The following is an 18809-nucleotide window of genomic DNA, read 5'->3' as shown; positions in this document are numbered from 1 at the left end:
GTCAGGCCAGCGCCTGCGCCACCCGTCGCACCTCGTGGGTGCGCCCGGACCGCAGCGCCTCCACGGGCGCCGTGCCGATCGACTCCTCCGGCTCGAAGAGCCAGCGCAACACCTCGGCGTCGGACATGCCCACGTCGCCCAGCACCATGAGGGTGCCGCGCAGCGACGGCAGCACCTCGGTGCCGTCCTCGCCGTCGACGAGGAACGCCGCCGGGACCTGGAACACACCGCGCTCACCGCGCCGGACACCGATGATCCGGCGGTCGGCCACGAGGCCGCGGACCCGCTTGACGTCGATGCCGAGCGCCTCGGCGACGTCGGGAAGGTTCATCCACGCGCCGACGAGGGCATCGAGGGCATGCTGGGCGTCGGGGGAATCGGACTGGGGCACGGCATCACTCACCGGGCCAGCCTACGGCCCCCGGGGGGCGGCCGCGCCTACACTCGTCGCGTGGCCATGACGACGACCGATCCGCTCCTCGGCCGCCTGGTCGACGGGCGGTACGAGATCGCCGCGCGCGTGGCGCGCGGCGGCATGGCCACCGTCTACCGCGCCCAGGACCGGCGCCTGGACCGTGAGGTCGCGATCAAGGTCATGCACCCGCACCTGGCCGACGGCGTGGACGGCGCGGCGTTCGTCTCCCGGTTCCGCCGCGAGGCGCGTGCCGCGGCACGGCTGACCCACCCGGGCGTCGTCGCCGTCTACGACCAGGGCCTGGACGGCGAGACCAGCTACCTGGTGATGGAGTACGTGCCCGGCACGAACCTGCGCCGCGAGCTGCACGAGGACGGGGCGCTCACCGTGCGCCGCGCCCTCGACGTGCTGGCCCAGGTCCTCGCCGCCCTGGCGGCGGCCCACCGCAAGCAGCTCGTGCACCGTGACATCAAGCCTGAGAACGTCCTGGTCACGCACGACGGCGACGGCGAGCACGGTCCCGACGACCGTCCCCGCGGCCGCGTCAAGGTGGCGGACTTCGGCCTCGCCCGGGCCGTCACGGAGGTCACCTCGACCGCGACCGGGACGATCCTGGGCACCGTGGCCTACCTCGCCCCGGAGGTCATCACGAGCGGCGAGTGCGACGCCCGCACGGACATCTACGCCGTGGGCGTCCTCGCCTACGAGATGCTCACCGGCGAGCTGCCGCACGCCGGCGAACCCCCCATCCAGGTGGCGTTCCACCACGTGCACGAGGACTACCCGGTGCCGTCCGCGCGGGTCGACTGGCTCCCCGCGGGGCTCGACGCCCTGGTGGCGTCCTGCACCGCCCGGGACCGCACCGCGCGTCCCGCGGACGCCGGAGCGGCGCTCACTCTCGTGGAGCGGCTGCGCGAGTCCCTGCCCGACGACGTCCTGGACCGCCGCGCGGAGCCGTCCACGACCCAGGGCACCGCGGTCGAGGGCCGTGGCGACGAGCCCGGAGCCGGTGCCGACCCGGACGAGCTCGTCTCCGACCCGGACCCCTTCGACGCCATCCCGACGGCGTTCTTCCAGGAGGTCTCCGCCCCGGCGCAGCAGGAGACCGACCTGCTGGTCGACCACCCGACGCAGGCCTGGGACGCGGCCGCCGGGCCACGGCCGGGCCGGCGGCGCCATGTCGTGGCATGGGCCCTGGCGGCGGTCCTGCTGCTCGGCGGGGGCGGGCTCGGTACCTGGTGGTGGTTCGCCGACGGTCCGGGCGCCTGGATCGACGTGCCCGCCGGGGTCGCCGGCGTTCCCCTGGACGACGCCGTGACGACCCTGGAGGCCGCCGGGCTGCGGACCACGAGCAGCAAGGCCTACGACGACCACGTCCCCGCGGGCTCCGTCGTCACCACGGACCCTGCCCCCGGCGAGCCGGTGCGCACGGACGGAACGGTCGACGTCGTCGTCTCGCGCGGCGTCGAGATGGTCGCCGTCCCCCGCGACCTCGTGGGCGCCGAGGGCGGCGACGCGCGAGCGGCGCTCCAGGAGGCCGGGCTGACGGTCGGGCCGGCCGAGAAGGCGTACGACGACGAGGCGAAGCCCGGCACCGTCGTGGAGGTCTCCGTGCCGGAGGGCTCCGTCCAGCGGCACGACACCGAGGTCGTCCTCACCGTCTCCGACGGGCCTGCGCCCGTCCAGGTGCCGCAGGTCGTCGGCAAGAAGGAGAGCGAGGCGGTCGACGACCTCGAGGCCCTCGGGCTCGAGGTGACCACGGCCGACCCGGAGTACTCCGAGGACGTCCCCGAGGGCCACGTCATGAAGCAGGAGCCCGAGCACGGCACCACCGCGCACCGCACGGACACCCTGACCCTGACCGTCTCGCAGGGCCCGCCGCTGGTCGAGGTGCCCGACGTCGTCGGGATGAGCACCGCCAAGGCGCGCAAGGCGCTGGAGAAGGCCGGGTTCGAGGTCGACGAGAACGTCTACCTCGGCGGGATCCTGGACAAGGTCCGGTTCCAGGACGTGACGGGCGAGGCCCCGAAGGGCAGCACCGTCACCGTGACGATCTGGTGACCGTCACCGGTCCGTGAGCATCTGGGCCACCTGGAAGGCCGTCTCCAGGGACTGCTGGTGGTTCAGGCGCGGGTCGACGAGCGTCTCGTAGCGCAGCGCCAGGCCGTCGTCGGAGATCTCCTCGCTCCCGCCGAGCACCTCGGTGACGTCGTCGCCCGTGAGCTCCATGTGCAGGCCGCCGGGCACCGTGCCGAGGCTGCGGTGCACCTCGAAGAACCCCGTGACCTCGTCGAGCACGTCGGCGAAGCGGCGCGTCTTGTACCCGCTGGCGGACCTGATCGTGTTGCCGTGCATCGGGTCCGTGACCCAGGTGACGACGACGCCCGCGTCGGTGACCTTCCGGACCACCTCGGGCAGCACCTCACGGACCTTGCCGGTACCCATGCGGGTGACGAAGGTGAGACGGCCGGGTTCGTTGTCGGGGTTGAGCCGCTCGGCCAGGGCGATCGCGTCGTCCGGCGACGTCGTGGGGCCGAGCTTGACGCCGATCGGGTTCGCGACGCGGGAGAGGAACTCCACGTGCGCGCCGTCGAGCTGGCGCGTGCGCTCCCCGATCCACAGGAAGTGCGCCGACGTGTCGTACGCGCGGCCGGTCCGGGTGTCGACGCGCGTGAGCGCGCGCTCGTAGTCGAGGATCAGCGCCTCGTGGCTGAGGTAGAACTCGACGGTCCGCAGCGCGTCGAAGTCGGCGCCGCACGCCGCCATGAACCGGATGGCGCGGTCGATCTCGGACGCCGTGCGCTCGTACCGCGCGTACGCGGGGTTGCGCATGAACCCGCGGTTCCACTCGTGCACCTGGCGCAGGTCGGCGAACCCGCCCTGGGTGAAGCCGCGCACCACGTTCGCCGTCGCGGCGGAGACCCGGTACGCCTGTTCCAGCCGGCGCGGGTCCGGCACGCGCGACTGGGTCGTGAAGGCGTGGCCGTTGACCATGTCCCCGCGGTAGGCGGGCAGCGTCACGCCGTCGCGCGTCTCGGAGTCGCTCGAGCGCGGCTTGGCGTACTGCCCGGCCAGGCGGCCCATCTTGACCACGGGCGTGCTGGCGCCGTGGGTGAGGATCACGGCCATCTGCAGGATGGTCCGCACCTTGTTGCGGATCCGCGTCGCGTTCGCGTCGGCGAACGTCTCGGCGCAGTCGCCGCCCTGCAGGAGGAACGCCTCGCCGCGGCCCGCCGCGGCGAGACGTTCCGTGAGCAGCTGCGCCTCCGCGGGCGCCACGAGGGGCGCGGCGCCCGCGAGCCGCCGAGCCACCGCCTCGAGCTCGCCGGCATCCGGCCAGCGGGGCTGCTGGCGTGCCTCGAGCTCCCGGAACCGGTCGAGGCCCTGGGGGTCGGTCCCGGGCACGACGGTGTCGACGGCGGTGGTCATGCGGTGTGCGCTCCTACCTGGTCGAGAGGTCGCGGATCAGTGGTCCGCGGCCGGAGCGGCGACGAGCGGCTGGCCGATCGCCTCGAGGATCTCGCCGAACCACTCGGTGGTCACGTCGAACGCCTTGCCGCCGGCGATGCGCGGGAACGCGATCGCCTTGAGCCGGTCGCCGTCCTCCTCGTCGTGGCCGATCACGCCGGCCTCGCCCCGCAGGGCGCACTCGACGGCGAGGTCGGTCATCGACTTGATGAGGCGCAGGTCCTCGGCGTTCGCGGCCGCGGCGCGCGAGTAGTAGCCCGACTTCTGGACCATGACCTTCTCGGCGCCCAGCTTCTCGGCGAACTGCTTCGCGAACCACTGGCCCGGGTTGATGGTGTCCAGCTTGACGTGACCGAACGGGTCGCGCGGGACCTCCTCGCCGGCGGCCTCGAGCTGCGCCACGATCTCGTGCATGCCCGCGCCCTCGGACAGGAAGATGTTGACGTTGCCGATCTCGTCCATCGTGGCGCGCAGGCGAGCTGCCTCGGCGTCGATGTCGAGCTTCAGCTCCGGCAGGAAGACGGCGTGCACGTCCCAGCGCTCGCGCGTCAGGCCGAGGGCGGGCGCCCACTCCTGCGCGTCGAGCCACCTGCGGTACTCCTTCGCGGCCGCCGCGGTGAGCCAGCCGCAGTGGCGGCCCATGACCTCGTGCACGATGAGCATGCGCGGGCCCGAGCGGTGCTCCCCGATGACGTTCGCCGCGAACCCGGCGGCCTCCTCGGCCGCCGTCCAGGCGCCGAGCGACTGGCGGATGGGCACCACGTCGTTGTCGATCGTCTTGGGCAGCCCGACGACCGTCAGCTCGTAGCCGTTGTCGTGCAGGTAGGCCGCCAGGTCGGCTGCCGTGGTGTTGGTGTCGTCGCCGCCGATGGTGTGCAGGACGTCGACGCCGTCCGCCTTGAGCTGCTCCGCGGCGACCTCGAGCGGGTTCTCACCCTCCTTCACCAGGCCGCGCTTGACGCAGTCGGCCGCGTTGGTGAGCTTGACGCGCGAGTTGCCGATGGGCGAGCCGCCGAAGCGGTGCAGGATGCCGGCCTGCTTGCGGCCCTCGTCGTCGACGACGATCTTCGTGCCGGTGAGCAGGCCGTGGTAGCCGTACTGGTAGGCGATGATCTCGATCGACGGGTCGAGCTCGGTGTAGCGCTCGATGAGGCCACCGACCGCGGACGACAGGCACGGGGCGAAGCCGCCAGCGGTCAGGAGAGCCACGCGACGAACCGACATGACAGGTGCTACCTCTCGGTGGGGGACGTACAGCAACCCTCATCCTAAGAGCACCCGGGCGGGTGGGTCGGCGCCGTCCACCGGACCGCCGGTGCCGGTCCGGCGCCGCCCGTCCGTACGAGAATGGAAGGACGAGCCTCCCCCGCCGACCGGCGCCGGGAGGCTCTTGCGTATGACGACGACCCGACCCGGCTCCGACCCGACCCGGCCCCAGCCCCGGCCCGACCTGTCCGCCCCCGACGTCCGCCGCGCCGGCCCCGGCGACCGCGCGACCCTCGAGCGGCTCTGGCTCCTGTTCCGCCACGACCTGTCCGAGGTCACCGGCGAGCTGCCCGGGTCCGACGGTCGCTTCCGCGACGAGCGTCTGCGCGCCGCGCTCGGCCGCCCCGGGCTCGGCGGCACGCCTCACGACGGGCCTGGCCCGGTCGAGGTGAACGGTCCGGGCGTCGCGGCCGCCGGGATATGCACCTACCTCGCGGTGGCTGGTGCGCATCCCGTCGCGTTCGCGCTGGTGCGCGGCCTCGACGGGCCCGTACGCGTGCTGTCCGCGTTCTTCGTGGTGCGAGCGGCCCGCCGGTACGGCGTCGGACGGCGCGTCGCGGGCGCGGTGCTCGCCGACGTGCCCGGCAGGTGGGAGGTGCCGTTCCAGGACGTCAACGAGGGTGCGGCCGCGTTCTGGCCGCGCGTCGCGACCGACGTCGCGGGCGACCGGTGGTCCGTCGCCCGCCGTGCGGTGCCCGGCCGTCCGGACGTCCCGCCGGACGTCTGGCTCGCCCTGGAGACCTTCTGACGCCGCGCGCGGCCTGCCGGTCAGCCCTGCCCGTCGATCTGCTCGTTGGCCTGCTCGTCGGCCTGCTCGTCGGCCTGTTCGTCGGCCGGCTTCTCCTGCGCGCGCTGCGCCTCGGCCTCGGCCCGTTGCTCGGCGGCGAGGCGCGCCTTCATCGTCGCGGCGTAGACGTCGACGTACTCCTGCCCGCTCAGCTGCAGGATGGCGTAGGTGATCTCGTCCGTCACCGAGCGCAGCACGAAGCGGTCGTTCTCCATGCCGTGGTACCGGCTGAAGTCCAGCGGCTCGCCGAAGACCATGCCGACGGGCATCGGCTTGGGCACGGCCTTGCCCAGCGGCTGCGCCACGTCCGTGCCGACCATCGCGACGGGGATCACCGGGGCGCCGGACTCGAGCGCGAGCCGCGCGACGCCCGTCTTGCCGCGGTACAGCCGCCCGTCGGGGCTGCGCGTGCCCTCGGGGTAGATCCCGAAGAGCTCGCCCTCGTCGAGCACCCGCAGCCCGGTGCTGAGCGCGGCCTCGCTGGCCTTGCCTCCCGACCGGTCCACGGGGATCGTGCCGACGCCGCGCATGAACCCGGCGACGACCCGTCCGCGCAGGCCGGTACCGGTGAAGTAGTCGGACTTGCCGAGGAACTGCACCTGGCGGTCGAGCACGAGCGGGAGCACGAACGAGTCGATCACCGCGAGGTGGTTCGAGGCCAGGATCGCCGGGCCGGACGAGGGCACGTTCTCCACGCCCTTCGTCCACGGGCGGAAGGCCAGCTTGAGCCACGGCCCGACCACCACGTTCTTCATCACCCAGTAGAACAACGATCCTCCTCGCAGGCCGCCTCGTGATCCATCGTCGCAGCCCGTCCTGCTCGTGCACCCCTGCGGTCCGCGAGGCGTCGGGTCCGACAATAGAGTGAACCCATGGCCGCACCGAACCCGGACGCCGAGAACGACACGCCGGACGAGCTTCCCGACGCCGCAGTCGAGGCGCGCTGGGCGGACCTGGTCGCGCAGCTCGAGGGCCCGGGCGCCGCCACCGGCCCGCGGCCCGCGGCGCCCGAGCCACTGCCCGAGCCACTGCCCGAGCCACTGCCCGTGGCATCACCGGAGGACCGTGGCGCCGGGTCGGGGCCGCGGGACTGGCCCGCCTCCCCCGAGGTCGAGGCGCTGGAGGAGGCGGAGTCGCACTTCACCCCGCCGGAGCCCGAGCCGCTGCTCTCCCGGGAGCCCCTGCTCACCCTCGCGTGGGCGCTCGTGGCAGGCATCCCGGTGCTCACGCTCGTGCTCGTGGTGGTGCGCGCCGCCGTCCCCACGTGGGCCCTCCCGTCCTGGATCGGTCCTGCCGGCGGGGTGCTCTTCCTCGGGGCCGTGGCGACCCTGCTGTGGCGGATGCCGCACCACCGCGACCCGGACGACGACGGCACCGGCGCCGTCGTCTGACCCGCGGCCGTCCGGCCCGGGCTCAGCAGCGGGCGAGGTCCGCCGCGCCGATGATCCCGGCCTCGTTCCCGTGCTGGGCCAGCTCGATCTGGGCGACGGGCCGGTGCCCGAGCGCGGACAGCTGCGCCTCGTAGCCCTTGCGCACCGGGGACAGCAGCAGCTCCCCGGCCGCGCCCACGCCGCCGCCGATGACGATGAGCTCCGGGTCCAGCAGGGCGGCGACGGACGCGGAGCCCTCGCCGATCCAGCGCCCGAGGTTCGCGAGCAGCTCCACCGCGAGCTCGTCGCCCTCCTGGGCGGCCTTCGTCACGTGCGGGCCCTCGATCGACCTCGGGTCGCCGCCCGCGAGCTCGAGGAGACGGGCGGCCAGGGCGGGCCGCGCGATCGCCGACTGCCGTGCGTCCCGTTCCAGGGCGCTGCCCGAGGCGTACTGCTCCCAGCAGCCCTCGTGGCCGCAGCCGCAGTAGTGCCCGCCGGGCACGACCCGCATGTGCCCCACCTCCGCGGCGACGCCCCAGCGTCCCCGCACGAGCTCGCGGTCGACGACGACCGCACCGCCCAGGCCCGTGCCGACCGTCAGCATCAGCATGTCGGTGGCGTCCCGGCCGGCACCGAAGGTGAACTCCGCCCACCCCGCGGCGTTGGCGTCGTTCTCGACGACGACGGGCACGTCGAGGTCGACGAGCTGCTCGATCCGCTCCGCGAGCGGGTACTCGCGCCACGCGATGTTGGGGGCGAACAGCACCGAGCGGCGGTCCGGGCTCACGAAGCCCGCGGCCGCGAGGCCGATGGCTCCGACCTCGTGCTCCTTGGCCAGCTCGCTGCACGCGTCGGCGATGGCGCGGTCGATGTCGGCGACGTCGTCCGCCACGGTGTCGCGCCGGATCTTGGCCAGGACGGTCCCCGCCTCGTCCACGACGCCGACCGCGATCTTGGTGCCGCCGATGTCGACTCCGATGGCGTGCATGCGTTGACCTCACGATTCATACGTCGGGACCGCCACGACGTCGCGGCGGGGAAGGAGACGCTCCAGGAGCGCAGGGTCCAGACTAGCGAGGAGACGACCAAGGGTGCGAAGGCGTCCGTTGCTGACAGGGCGTCCCGGAAAACGCCTGAGACCCGGTATCGTGACCGCCACCCAAGAGCCCTGCCACTGGAGTCAGCATGGATGAGATCACCATTCCGCAGGCGGTGGAGCTGCCTGCGACGTCGAACCTCAACGACATCCTCGCGACGCGCGTCGCGAAGGACCCGGCCGCTCCGCTCGCCGAACGGCCCGACGGCGACGGCTGGAAGGCCGTCTCCGCAGCCGACTTCGACGCCGAGGTCGTCGCCGTCGCCAAGGGCATGGTCGCCCGTGGCGTCCAGCCCGGCGACCCGGTCGGGATCATGGCACGCACACGCTACGAGTGGACGCTGCTCGACTTCGCCGCCTGGGCGGCGGGCGCAGTGCCCACGCCCGTCTACGAGACCTCCTCCGCGGAGCAGGTGGAATGGATCCTCACCGACGCGAGCGTCAAGCTCCTCGTCGTCGAGGACGCCGAGCTCGCCGCGACGGTCGCCGAGGTCGCCGACCGCGCCCCCGCGCTCCAGGGCGTCCTGTCGATCGACGACGGCGCGATCGCCGAGCTGGTCGCCGCCGGCGCCGACGTCCCCGACGAGGAGATCGCCCGGCGTCGCGCGATCGCCGACCTCGAGGACGTCGCGACCATCATCTACACGTCCGGGACGACCGGCCGTCCCAAGGGCGCGGAGATCACGCACGGCAACCTCGCCCTGCTCTCGGTCAACGCCGTCGCGGCCGTGCCCGAGGTCTTCCGGGACGGCGGGCGCACCCTGCTGTTCCTTCCCCTCGCCCACGTGTTCGCGCGCTACATCGAGCTGCTGGCGGTCGCCAGCGGGACGGTGCTCGGGCACTGGTCGAACCTCAAGACCGTCACGGAGGGGCTGGGCACGTTCCGGCCCACCTACATCCTCGCGGTGCCGCGGGTGTTCGAGAAGGTCTACAACTCCGCGGAGCAGAAGGCCGCGGCCGGCGGCAAGCTGAAGATCTTCCACTGGGCGTCGGCCACGGCGATCGAGTACTCCCGCGCCCTCGACGACCCGAAGGGCCCCTCGCTCTGGCTGCGGGCACAGCACAAGGTCGCCGACGTCCTGGTCTACGGCAAGCTCCGTGCGGTGCTCGGCGGCCAGGCGCGATACGCAGTCTCAGGCGGCGGTCCGCTGGGCGAACGGCTCGGGCACTTCTTCCGCGGCCTGGGCCTGCACATCCTCGAGGGCTACGGCCTCACGGAGACCACGGCGCCCACCAGCGTGAACCGCCCGGACGCGACCAAGATCGGCTCGGTCGGGCCGCAGCTGCCCGGCTGCGGCGTGAAGATCGCCGCCGACGGCGAGATCCTGCTGCGCGGGCTCCAGGTGTTCCGCGGGTACCACAACAACCCGGAGGCGACGGCCGAGGCCTTCGAGGACGGCTGGTTCCGCACCGGCGACCTCGGCGCGCTCGACGACGATGGGTTCCTCACGATCACCGGCCGCAAGAAGGAGATCATCGTGACGGCCGGGGGCAAGAACGTCGTCCCCGCGCTGCTCGAGGACCGCATCCGCGCGCACGCCCTGGTCAGCCAGTGCGTCGTCGTCGGCGACAGCCGGCCCTTCATCGGCGCGCTCGTCACGCTGGACGCCGAGGGCCTCCCGGGCTGGCTGAAGATGCACGACAAGCCCGAGATGACGCCGGCACAGGCGGCCACCGACCCCGACGTCCTCGCCGCGCTCGACCATGCCGTCACCCGCGCGAACCAGGCCGTGTCGAAGGCGGAGTCCATCCGCAAGTTCGCCGTGCTGCCGGGCGACCTCACGGTGGAGAACGGCTACCTCACGCCGAAGCAGAGCGTGCGCCGGCACGTCTTCGTCAAGGACTTCGCGGCGGAGATCGACGCCCTCTACGAGGACACCCGCGAGCGCTCCGCGAGCTGACCCCGCAGCCCCGCCGGTCGGGCATGGCGAGACCTGGTCTCGTCACGCCCGACCGGCGGGGCTTCGTCGTGTCGGTGGCCGCCGCTACGGTCCCCACCATGCCGAGCGCCGCCGTCCAACCGTCCTTCGAGGACCTCGGCACCCCGTTGAGCGACGTCACGTTCGTCGTCGTCGACCTCGAGACCACGGGCGGCCGGGCCGCGGACAGCGGGATCACCGAGATCGGCGCGGTGAAGGTCCGCGGCGGCGAGGTCCTCGGCGAGCTGCAGTCCCTGGTCGACCCGGGTCACCCCGTGCCCGCCTTCGTCGCCCGCCTCACGGGCATCACGACGGCGATGGTGGCCACCGCACCGCCGATCGACCTGGTGCTGCCGAGCTTCCTCGAGTTCGCCCGCGACGCCGTCCTGGTGGCGCACAACGCCCCGTTCGACGTCGGCTTCCTGCGGGCGGCGTGCCAGCGCCTGGGCTACGACTGGCCGGGCTTCCGGGTCGTGGACACCGTGCCGCTCGCGCGGCGGGTCGTGACCCGCGACGAGGCGCCGAACCACAAGCTGTCCACGCTGGCCGCCCTGTTCCGCGCCACGGTCACCCCCGAGCACCGCGCCCTGGCGGACGCCCGCGCCACCGTCGACGTCCTGCACGCCCTGCTCGACCGGCTCGCCCCCCTGGGCATCACCCACCTCGAGGACCTCGCCACCGCGGCCGACCCCGTGCCGCCCGACGTCCGCCGCAAGCGCACGCTGGCCGACCCGCTGCCCGAGGCGCCCGGCGTCTACCTGTTCCGCGGACCCGGCGACGAGGTCCTGTACGTCGGGACGTCGACGAACCTGCGCAAGCGGGTGCGGTCGTACTTCACCGCGGCGGAGAAGCGCGGCCGCATCACCGAGATGGTGCGCATCGCCCACGCCGTCACGCCGATCGTGTGCGCGACGCCGCTGGAGGCGCAGGTGCGCGAGCTGCGCCTCATCGCCGAGCACGCCCCGCGGTACAACCGACGTTCGAAGCACCCCGAGCGGCAGTCCTGGGTGCGCCTCACCGACGAGCCCTATCCCCGCCTGTCCGTCGTGCGGGACGTGCGCCCCGGCACCCCGCACATCGGACCGTACCCGTCGCGCCAGGCCGCCCTGGCCGCCGTCGACGCCCTGCACGACGCCCTCCCCCTGCGGCAGTGCACGGCGCGCCTGCCCCGCGTGGCCCGCGTGGCGGGGAGCCCGTGCGCGCTGGCGGGCATGGGACGCTGCTCGGCGCCCTGCACCGCGGTCGGCGCGGCGGACGCCTCGTACGACGGCGTGGCGGCGGCGGCCCGGACGGCGCTCACGGCCGACCCGGCCCTCGTCGTCGACGCCCTCGCGGCGCGGGTCGGCCGGCTCGCCGCCCAGGAGCGGTACGAGGAGGCCGGCCACGTCACCCAGCGGCTGCGGTCGTTCGTGCAGGGCGCGGCGCGGGCACAGCGGCTGGGGCCGCTGGCCCGGTGCGCCGAGCTCGTCGCCGCCCGGCCCGTCTCCGTGGGTCCGGGGTCGATGGCGGGCGGCTGGGAGCTGGTCGTCGTCAAGCACGCACGCCTCGCGGCGACGGCGGTCACGGGGCCGGACGAGGACCCGTTGCCCGTGGTGGACGCGCTGCGGGCCACCGCCGAGGTGGTGGAGCCGCCCGTGGCCCCCGCACCCGCCTGCCACCCGGAGGAGGCGGCGCTCGTCCTGGCCTGGCTCGAGCAGCCCGGCGTGCGCCTGGTCCACGTCAGCGACCCCTGGTCGTGGCCGGTGCGCTCCGCCGCCGCCCACACCGACCTGGCCCGGGTCGCGGCGGCGGTCGCGCCCGGTGCCCGGGAGGACGACGCCGTGGCTACGATGACGGCATGCTGACCGCGATCGTGCTCATCGACACCGAGGCCGACCAGATCCCCGAGGTCGCCACCAAGGTCACCGCCCTCAAGGGCGTCAGCGAGGTCTACTCCGTGACCGGCAAGGCGGACCTGGTCGCCATGGTCCGCGTCCGCGAGCACACCGAGCTGGCCGACGCCATCGCCGACGGGATCAGCAAGGTCCCCGGGGTCGTGCGCACGGAGACGCTCATCGCGTTCCGCACGTACTCGAACCTCGACCTGGAGCAGGCGTTCGCCCTCGGTCTCGACGACTGAGCAGCGGCTCCCCCGTCACGCCCGGGTCGCGGCGACCCAGCGCTCGAGCGCCGCGGCGGCCGCTCCGTCGTCCACGCTGCGCGCGGCGTGCTCCGTCGCCGCGGCGAGCCGTTCGACGAGGGTCCCGGTCGCGGTGCCGGGCAGGCTCCCGTCGGCCACGATCGCCGCGGCCGCGTTGAGGAGCACCGTCTCGCGCACGGGGCCGCGGTCCGTGCCGTCGAACACGGCCCGGGCCACCCCGGCGTTGTGCACGGCGTCCGCCCCGCGCAGGTCGGCGACCGAGATCCGCTGGAGACCGAGGTCGGCCGCCGCGTCGAGCCGCTGCTCGGTCACCTGACCCGCGCGCACCTCCCACACCGTCGAGGCTCCGGTCGCAGCGAGCTCGTCGAGACCGTCGTCGCCACGGAACACCAGCGCGTCGGTACCCCGCGCCGCGAACACCCCCGCCATGAGGGGCGCCATCCGCGCGTCGGCGCACCCGACCGCCGTCGCCCCGGGCTGGGCGGGGTTCGTCAGGGGGCCCAGGAAGTTGAACGCCGTCGCGATGCCGAGATCGCGCCGCACCACGCCCGCGTGCCGCATGGACGGGTGGAAGAGCCCCGCGAAGCAGAAGGTGATGCCCACCTCGGCGGCCAGGCGCTGCACCTGCTCCGGCGCCTGGTCCAGGCGGACGCCCAGGGCCTCGAGCACGTCGGCCGAGCCGGACGACGACGACGCGGCGCGGTTGCCGTGCTTGACCACCCGCAGGCCGGCGCCCGCGAGGACGACGGCGGCCATCGTCGAGACGTTCACGGTGTGGTGGCGGTCCCCGCCCGTGCCGACGATGTCGACCGTGGGGCCGGGGACCTCGATCCGGGTGGCGTGGTCGAGCATCGCGGTCGCGAGCCCCGTCAGCTCCGCGGCCGTCTCGCCCTTGGACCGCAGGCCCACCAGGAAGCCCGCGAGCCGCGTGGGGGGTACCTCGCCCGCCATGACCTGGTCCATGGCCCACGCGGTCGCCTCGGCGGTGAGGTCGCGCCCGGCGACCAGGTCGGAGAGGAGGCCGGGCCAGGTCAGCTCGGCGGTCAGCTCGGCGGTGCGGCCGGCGGCCGGGTCGATGGTGGCCACGGTGGGTCCCTTCGGTACGGTGCCCGGCGCCGGCCGGCCGGCACGGGGCCGGCGGGCGGGTTCAGGCGGCTGCGGTCAGGAAGCCCGCCACCGCACGCTGCAGCTCGAAGGGGTCGAGCGGCCGCGCGACCACGGCATCGGCGAGCGACCATGATGCTAGCCATCCGTCGTCCCGCCTGCCGGTGAGTACCAGGACCGGCGGGCAGCGGTAGATCTCGTTCTTGAGCTGGCGGCACAGGCCCATGCCACCGGACTTGTCAGCCTCGCCGTCCAGGACCAGCAGGTCCCACCCACCCTTGTCGGCGGCGGCCAGGAGCGTCGCCGCCGTCGCGACCTCCGTCCAGCCGATCTCGGGGGCGTGCGCGCGCAGGCGTGGCCCCACCGCCAGGCGCACCTGCTCCCGCACCGTGTGGTCGTCGCTGTACACGAGGATGCGCGGGCCCTGCCGCGGGTCCGTCGACTGCTGCGTCATCGAGCCTTCCCTTCCCGGTGGGGCACACCCTCGTGCCCGTGTTTGCTGGCATCGTGGCACACCTGCGTCACCTCGGTCAGCCGCCGAACGTGGCGTTTTCGTGGCACTCCACAGGGAACCGTCAGATCGTGGCCGTCAAGTGGCGAGATCTCGCAGATCCTGTGCATCCGATCCCCGGCTCACCCCTCCTCCGGTGGCTCGAACCAGGCGTATGTCGGCCATAATGGCTGACGTGTCGACCGCAACGGCTGCTGCCCCCCATGCCCACCAGCACGTGAGCGTCAACCGTCCGAACCCCGTGTCGGTCGGGACGATCGTGTGGCTCGCGAGCGAACTCATGTTCTTCGCGGGACTGTTCGCGATGTACTTCACCGTTCGCTCGGTGATGCCCGAGGCCGAGTGGGCCGCCGAGGCGGGCAAGCTCAACCTCACCTTCGCCGCGATCAACACGACCGTCCTGGTGCTGTCCTCCGTGACGTGCCAGATGGGCGTGTGGGCCGCCGAGCGGTTCCAGCCGGTGCGCACCGGCTCCCTCCTGGCCGTGCACCGCTGGGGCATGAACGAGTGGATGACGCTGACGTACCTCATGGGTGCGTTCTTCATCGGCGGTCAGATCTTCGAGTACGCCGAGCTCGTCCACGAGGGCGTGACGATCTCGTCCACCGCCTACGGCTCGGTCTTCTACCTGACCACCGGCTTCCACGGCCTCCACGTGGTCGGTGGCCTCATCGCCTTCCTGTTCCTGCTCGGCCGCTCGTTCGCCGCGCGGCGCTTCGGCCACCACGAGGCCACCACGGCCATCGTCACGTCGTACTACTGGCACTTCGTCGACGTGGTGTGGATCGCGCTGTTCATGGTCATCTACATCCTGCGCTGACCCTTGACCCCGGCCGGCACCGATGCCGGCTCACCGACCCTGCACCTTCCATCTGCGAGACGAGGATCATTTCGTGAAGGCACTCGCCGCCCGCAGGCACCACCGGTTCGCGCCGGTCGTGCTGCTGTTGCTGGCGCTGCTGGTCACCGGCGGTGTCTACGCCGCGCTGGCTCCGAGCCCGGCTCAGGCCGACACCGCCAGCACCGAGGACATCGAGACCGGGAAGAAGCTCTTCCAGGCCAACTGCGCCACCTGCCACGGCCCGAACGCCGAGGGCACCACCGAGGCTCCGTCCCTCGTGGGCGTCGGCGCGGCGGCGGTGGACTTCCAGGTGTCCACCGGCCGCATGCCGATGCAGATGAGCGGACCGCAGGCCGCGGCCAAGCCGCCGCAGATGGACGAGGAGCAGACCGCCGCGCTCGCCGCCTACGTCGCCTCCCTGGGCCCCGGCCCGGCCATCCCCACCGACGAGCAGGTCGACGCCGCCGAGGGCGACGCCGCCGAGGGCATGGCCCTGTTCCGCACGAACTGCGCGATGTGCCACAACGCCGTCGGTGCCGGTGGCGCACTGTCCGAGGGCAAGTACGCCCCGGCGCTGCTCGAGACGTCCGACCGCAACATCTACCAGGCGATGCTCACCGGCCCGCAGTCCATGCCGGTGTTCAACGACGCCACCCTCACGCCGAAAGAGAAGCGCCACATCATCGCGTACGTCGCCGAGCAGCGTGACGGTTCCGCGGGCGGTCTGTCCCTCGGCAACCTCGGCCCCGTCAGCGAGGGCCTGTGGGCCTGGATCGTGGGCCTCGGCCTGATCATCGGTGCCGCAGTGTGGATCGGAGCGAAGTCGTCGTGAGCGCGAACCAGAACCCCCAGGGACCGTCCGGCGACCTGACGCCGCACGACAGCGAGCACGGCGCGCTCGTGCAGGCCGACCGGTTCCCCGACCCGGGCGTCCACGAGCACAAGCCCCGCCTGACCGACACCGACCCCCGGTCGGCGAAGCGCAACGAGCGGCTGATCGCGCTGCTGTTCGTGATCTCCGCCCTCGGCACGATCGCCTCCCTCTGGGCGTACTTCGCCGTGCGGCCCGACGGCACCACCGAGGGCGTGCGCCTGTCCACCATCGCGCTCGGCGTCACCATGGCGATCTCGCTCTTCGGGATCGGCATCGCCGCCGTGCAGTGGGCCAAGACGCTCATGTCGAACCGCGAGTACACCGAGGAACGGCACTCCAGCGCCAGCTCCGCCGAGGTCCGCGAGGCAGTCGCGGTCCAGTTCAAGGAAGGCGCCGAGGACGCGGGCATCGCTCGCCGTCCCGTGCTGCTCGGATCGGTCGGCCTCGCCCTGGCCCTCTTCCCCCTGACGATCGCCGTGCCGCTCGTGTCGAGCGTCGGCGGCGACTGGAACGTCAGCAAGTTCCGTCACACGATCTGGGGCAAGGGCGTCCGCCTCGCGTACGACCCCTCGGGTCGCCTGATCAGGGCCGCCGACCTCACGATCGGCTCCGTCGCGCACGTCATCCCCGACGTCCCCGCCGAGGAGCGCGAGTCGCACCACTGGATCACGGAGAAGGCCAAGGCGGTCGTGCTCCTCGTCCGCCTGGACCCGCGCGACCTCAAGCGGGACCACCGCGAGGGCGCGTCGCACGACGGCATCGTCGCCTACTCCAAGATCTGCACCCACGTGGGCTGCCCGGTCGCCCTCTACGAGCAGCAGACGCACCACCTGCTGTGCCCGTGCCACCAGTCGACGTTCGACATCGCCGACGGCGCCAAGGTGGTCTTCGGCCCGGCCAAGCGCCCGCTGCCGCAGCTGCCGATCACCGTTGACGACGAGGGCTACCTCGTGGCGGAGGACGACTTCAACGAGCCCATCGGCCCGAGCTACTGGGAGCGTCTCAAGTGAGCACCACGACCCCTACCGCCGCCGAGCCGACCACGCCGGTCGGCAAGGCTGCCGACTACCTCGACCAGCGGACCAAGGTCGGCGTGCTGACCAAGCAGCTCGTCCGCAAGGTCTTCCCGGACCACTGGTCCTTCATGCTGGGCGAGATCGCCCTCTTCTCGTTCGTCGTGCTGCTCATCTCGGGCGTCTTCCTCACGATGTTCTTCGAGCCCTCGATGGCGCTCGTGCACTACGAGAACGAGCACCCCGCGAGCATGCAGGGTCAGCTGATGTCCGTGGCGTTCGCCTCGACCCTCGACATGTCGTTCGAGGTGCGCGGCGGCCTGCTGATGCGCCAGATCCACCACTGGTCGGCGCTCGTCTTCATGGCCGGCATCGTCGTGCACATGATGCGCGTCTTCTTCACCGGCGCCTTCCGCAAGCCTCGTGAGCTGAACTGGCTCGTCGGCACCATGCTGATGATCCTCGGCCTGCTGGCCGGGTTCTCCGGCTACTCGCTCCCCGACGACGTGCTCTCCGGCAACGGCCTGCGCATCGCCGACGGCGTGATCAAGTCGATCCCGATCATCGGGTCGTACACCTCGTACTTCGTCTTCGGCGGCGAGTTCCCGGGCGAGCACATCATCCCGCGCCTGTTCACGGTGCACATCCTGCTCATCCCGGCGCTGCTGCTCGCCCTCATCGGCGTGCACCTGTTCCTCATGGTGCTCAACAAGCACACGCAATACCCCGGCTCGGGCCGCACGGACAAGAACGTCGTCGGCTACCCGGCGGTTCCGGTGTTCGCCACCAAGATGGCCGGCAACTTCTTCATCATCTTCGGTGTGCTGGCCCTCATGGGCGGCACGATGGCGATCAACAACGTCTGGAACTACGGGCCGTACGACCCCTCCCCCGTCGGTGCGGGCGCCCAGCCCGACTGGTACATGCTGTTCCTCGAGGGCTCGCTGCGACTGATGCCAGGGCAGACGGAGATCGTCATCGCCGGGTACACCCTGTCGCTGAACGTCCTCGTCCCGGCCGTGATCATCCCGGGGCTGCTGTTCACGTTCCTGTTCGTGTACCCGTTCATCGAGGCCAAGGTGACGGGCGACAAGCGCGAGCACCACGTGCTCGACCGCCCGCGCAACGTGCCGACGCGGACCGGGCTGGGCGTCGCGTTCCTCACGGCGTTCATCATCCTGGCGCTCGCCGGGTCGAACGACCTCATCGCGACGCACTTCGACATGTCGATCAACGCGATCACGTGGGCGTTCCGGATCCTGTTCTTCGTCGGGCCGTGGTTCGCGTTCTGGATCACCAAGCGCATCTGCCTCGGCCTGCAGCGCAAGGACCGCGAGCTGGTGCTGCACGGGCACGAGACGGGCCGCATCGTGCGGTTCGCCAACGGCGAGTACATCGAGGTCCACCGCCCGCTGGACGAGCACGAGCGGTGGCTGCGGGTCAACTACGAGGCTCACGCCCCGCTGGAGATCGAGCCCGCGACGGACGCCCGCGGTGTGCGCCGCCGGGGTTACAAGGCCGACCGTCGCTGGCAGCGGCTGTCCCGGTTCTTCTTCGAGGACCGCGTCGAGCCGGTGACCCCGTCGGAGCTCGAGGCCGCGCACTCGCACGGCGAGCACGACGAGCTGGAGCCCAGCCACGGCTCCCCCGAGCTGGTCTCGGGATCCCGAAGCGTCGAGCAGGAGCACTGAGTCTCCTGCAGGCTAGGACGGTGACCCGCGCACCTCGCCCCCAGTTCGAGGGGCGCGGTACGCGGGTCATCGTCGTCTGAGGCCGGTGCCAGCGACTGGTCCCGACCCGCCGTCGTCACTGCTGCGCACCACACCCGGCGCGCGGCCTGATCCAGGAGGTACCCGCAGCATGGCTGTCTACACGCTCCCTGACCTGCCGTACGACTACTCCGCGCTCGAGCCGCACATCAGCGGCAAGATCATGGAGCTGCACCACGACAAGCACCACGCCGCCTACGTCACGGGCGCGAACACCGCCCTGGACAAGCTGGCCG

General features: G+C 72.5%; 17 protein-coding genes and 1 pseudogene. 11 read left to right on the top strand and 7 right to left on the bottom strand.

The genetic code is table 11. The features are described from left to right. Position 1: 1 nt before the first annotated feature. Entirely contained in the window at positions 2–403 is a 402-nt protein-coding gene (locus tag LEP48_RS10970) for an Rv2175c family DNA-binding protein (protein ID WP_225565639.1), read from the bottom strand. Positions 404–457: 54 nt separating this feature from the next. Between LEP48_RS10970 and pknB the strand changes: the two genes are divergently transcribed. Continuing rightward, positions 458–2476: a Stk1 family PASTA domain-containing Ser/Thr kinase gene (gene pknB / locus LEP48_RS10965; RefSeq protein ID WP_225565817.1), complete on the top strand. Its 2019-nt coding sequence runs from the start codon at positions 458–460 to the stop codon at positions 2474–2476. Positions 2477–2479: 3 nt separating this feature from the next. Here the strand turns inward: pknB and LEP48_RS10960 are convergent, their stop codons facing one another. Further along, positions 2480–3844 carry a class II 3-deoxy-7-phosphoheptulonate synthase gene (locus LEP48_RS10960; RefSeq protein ID WP_225565638.1) on the bottom strand — a complete coding sequence of 455 codons (1365 nt, stop codon included), beginning with the start codon at positions 3842–3844 and terminating at the stop codon, positions 2480–2482. 36 nt (positions 3845–3880) lie between these two features. Beyond that, a complete protein-coding gene (locus LEP48_RS10955; protein ID WP_225565637.1) occupies positions 3881–5107 on the bottom strand; it encodes a pyrophosphate--fructose-6-phosphate 1-phosphotransferase in 1227 nt (408 codons plus the stop codon). Positions 5108–5279: 172 nt separating this feature from the next. Here LEP48_RS10955 and LEP48_RS10950 point away from each other — a divergent pair, with 172 nt between their 5' ends. Continuing rightward, positions 5280–5897, top strand: a complete 618-nt coding sequence (locus tag LEP48_RS10950; RefSeq protein WP_225565636.1) for a GNAT family N-acetyltransferase — start codon at positions 5280–5282, stop codon at positions 5895–5897. A 20-nt stretch (positions 5898–5917) separates the two neighbouring features. Here the strand turns inward: LEP48_RS10950 and LEP48_RS10945 are convergent, their stop codons facing one another. Then, the gene (locus tag LEP48_RS10945; RefSeq protein WP_225565635.1) at positions 5918–6706 is read right to left on the bottom strand and encodes a lysophospholipid acyltransferase family protein; all 789 of its coding nucleotides are present in this window, start codon (positions 6704–6706) and stop codon (positions 5918–5920) included. A gap of 102 nt (positions 6707–6808) precedes the next feature. On the opposite strand from LEP48_RS10945, the gene LEP48_RS10940 reads away from it, so the two are divergent. Then, complete coding sequence (locus LEP48_RS10940; RefSeq protein WP_225565634.1) at positions 6809–7327, top strand: hypothetical protein; 519 nt, start codon at positions 6809–6811, stop codon at positions 7325–7327. A 22-nt stretch (positions 7328–7349) separates the two neighbouring features. Here LEP48_RS10940 and LEP48_RS10935 read toward each other — a convergent pair whose 3' ends face one another. Continuing rightward, a complete protein-coding gene (locus tag LEP48_RS10935; RefSeq protein WP_225565633.1) occupies positions 7350–8294 on the bottom strand; it encodes an ROK family glucokinase in 945 nt (314 codons plus the stop codon). 197 nt (positions 8295–8491) lie between these two features. On the opposite strand from LEP48_RS10935, the gene LEP48_RS10930 reads away from it, so the two are divergent. The 3 genes from LEP48_RS10930 (at position 8492) to LEP48_RS10920 (ending at position 12440) form a co-directional block, all read left to right on the top strand. Next, on the top strand, positions 8492–10303 hold the full coding sequence (locus tag LEP48_RS10930; protein WP_225565632.1) for an AMP-dependent synthetase/ligase: 1812 nt from the start codon (positions 8492–8494) through the stop codon (positions 10301–10303). Positions 10304–10401: 98 nt separating this feature from the next. Next, entirely contained in the window at positions 10402–12165 is a 1764-nt protein-coding gene (locus LEP48_RS10925) for a DEDD exonuclease domain-containing protein (protein WP_225565631.1), read from the top strand. Continuing rightward, positions 12159–12440 (top strand): Lrp/AsnC family transcriptional regulator, encoded by a 282-nt coding sequence (locus LEP48_RS10920; protein WP_225565630.1) that lies wholly within the window; start codon positions 12159–12161, stop codon positions 12438–12440. The genes LEP48_RS10925 and LEP48_RS10920 overlap by 7 nt, the downstream gene beginning before the upstream one ends. 15 nt (positions 12441–12455) lie before the next feature. Here the strand turns inward: LEP48_RS10920 and trpD are convergent, their stop codons facing one another. Beyond that, a complete protein-coding gene (gene trpD / locus LEP48_RS10915; protein ID WP_422723837.1) occupies positions 12456–13538 on the bottom strand; it encodes an anthranilate phosphoribosyltransferase in 1083 nt (360 codons plus the stop codon). A 70-nt stretch (positions 13539–13608) separates the two neighbouring features. After that, complete coding sequence (locus tag LEP48_RS10910; RefSeq protein ID WP_225565628.1) at positions 13609–14019, bottom strand: PleD family two-component system response regulator; 411 nt, start codon at positions 14017–14019, stop codon at positions 13609–13611. Between the two features lie 223 nt (positions 14020–14242). Here LEP48_RS10910 and ctaE point away from each other — a divergent pair, with 223 nt between their 5' ends. The 5 genes and pseudogenes from ctaE to LEP48_RS10885 form a co-directional block, all read left to right on the top strand. Further along, positions 14243–14896, top strand: coding sequence for an aa3-type cytochrome oxidase subunit III (gene ctaE / locus LEP48_RS10905; protein ID WP_225565627.1), 654 nt, complete (start codon positions 14243–14245; stop codon positions 14894–14896). 73 nt (positions 14897–14969) lie between these two features. Then, positions 14970–15749, top strand: coding sequence for a cytochrome bc1 complex diheme cytochrome c subunit (gene qcrC / locus LEP48_RS10900; protein WP_225565626.1), 780 nt, complete (start codon positions 14970–14972; stop codon positions 15747–15749). 35 nt (positions 15750–15784) lie between these two features. Further along, complete coding sequence (gene qcrA / locus LEP48_RS10895) at positions 15785–16801, top strand: cytochrome bc1 complex Rieske iron-sulfur subunit (protein ID WP_225565816.1); 1017 nt, start codon at positions 15785–15787, stop codon at positions 16799–16801. Further along, positions 16798–18495: a cytochrome bc1 complex cytochrome b subunit gene (gene qcrB / locus LEP48_RS10890; protein ID WP_225565625.1), complete on the top strand. Its 1698-nt coding sequence runs from the start codon at positions 16798–16800 to the stop codon at positions 18493–18495. The genes qcrA and qcrB overlap by 4 nt, the downstream gene beginning before the upstream one ends. A gap of 169 nt (positions 18496–18664) precedes the next feature. Beyond that, a pseudogene (locus tag LEP48_RS10885) lies at positions 18665–18809 on the top strand (superoxide dismutase); the annotation flags it as partial.

The sequence above is a fragment of the Isoptericola luteus genome, from assembly GCF_020297055.1.
GTDB lineage: Bacteria > Actinomycetota > Actinomycetes > Actinomycetales > Cellulomonadaceae > Isoptericola > Isoptericola luteus.
The sequence above is the reverse complement of the archived record's forward strand: the minus strand, read 5'-3'. Positions and strand labels throughout refer to the sequence as shown.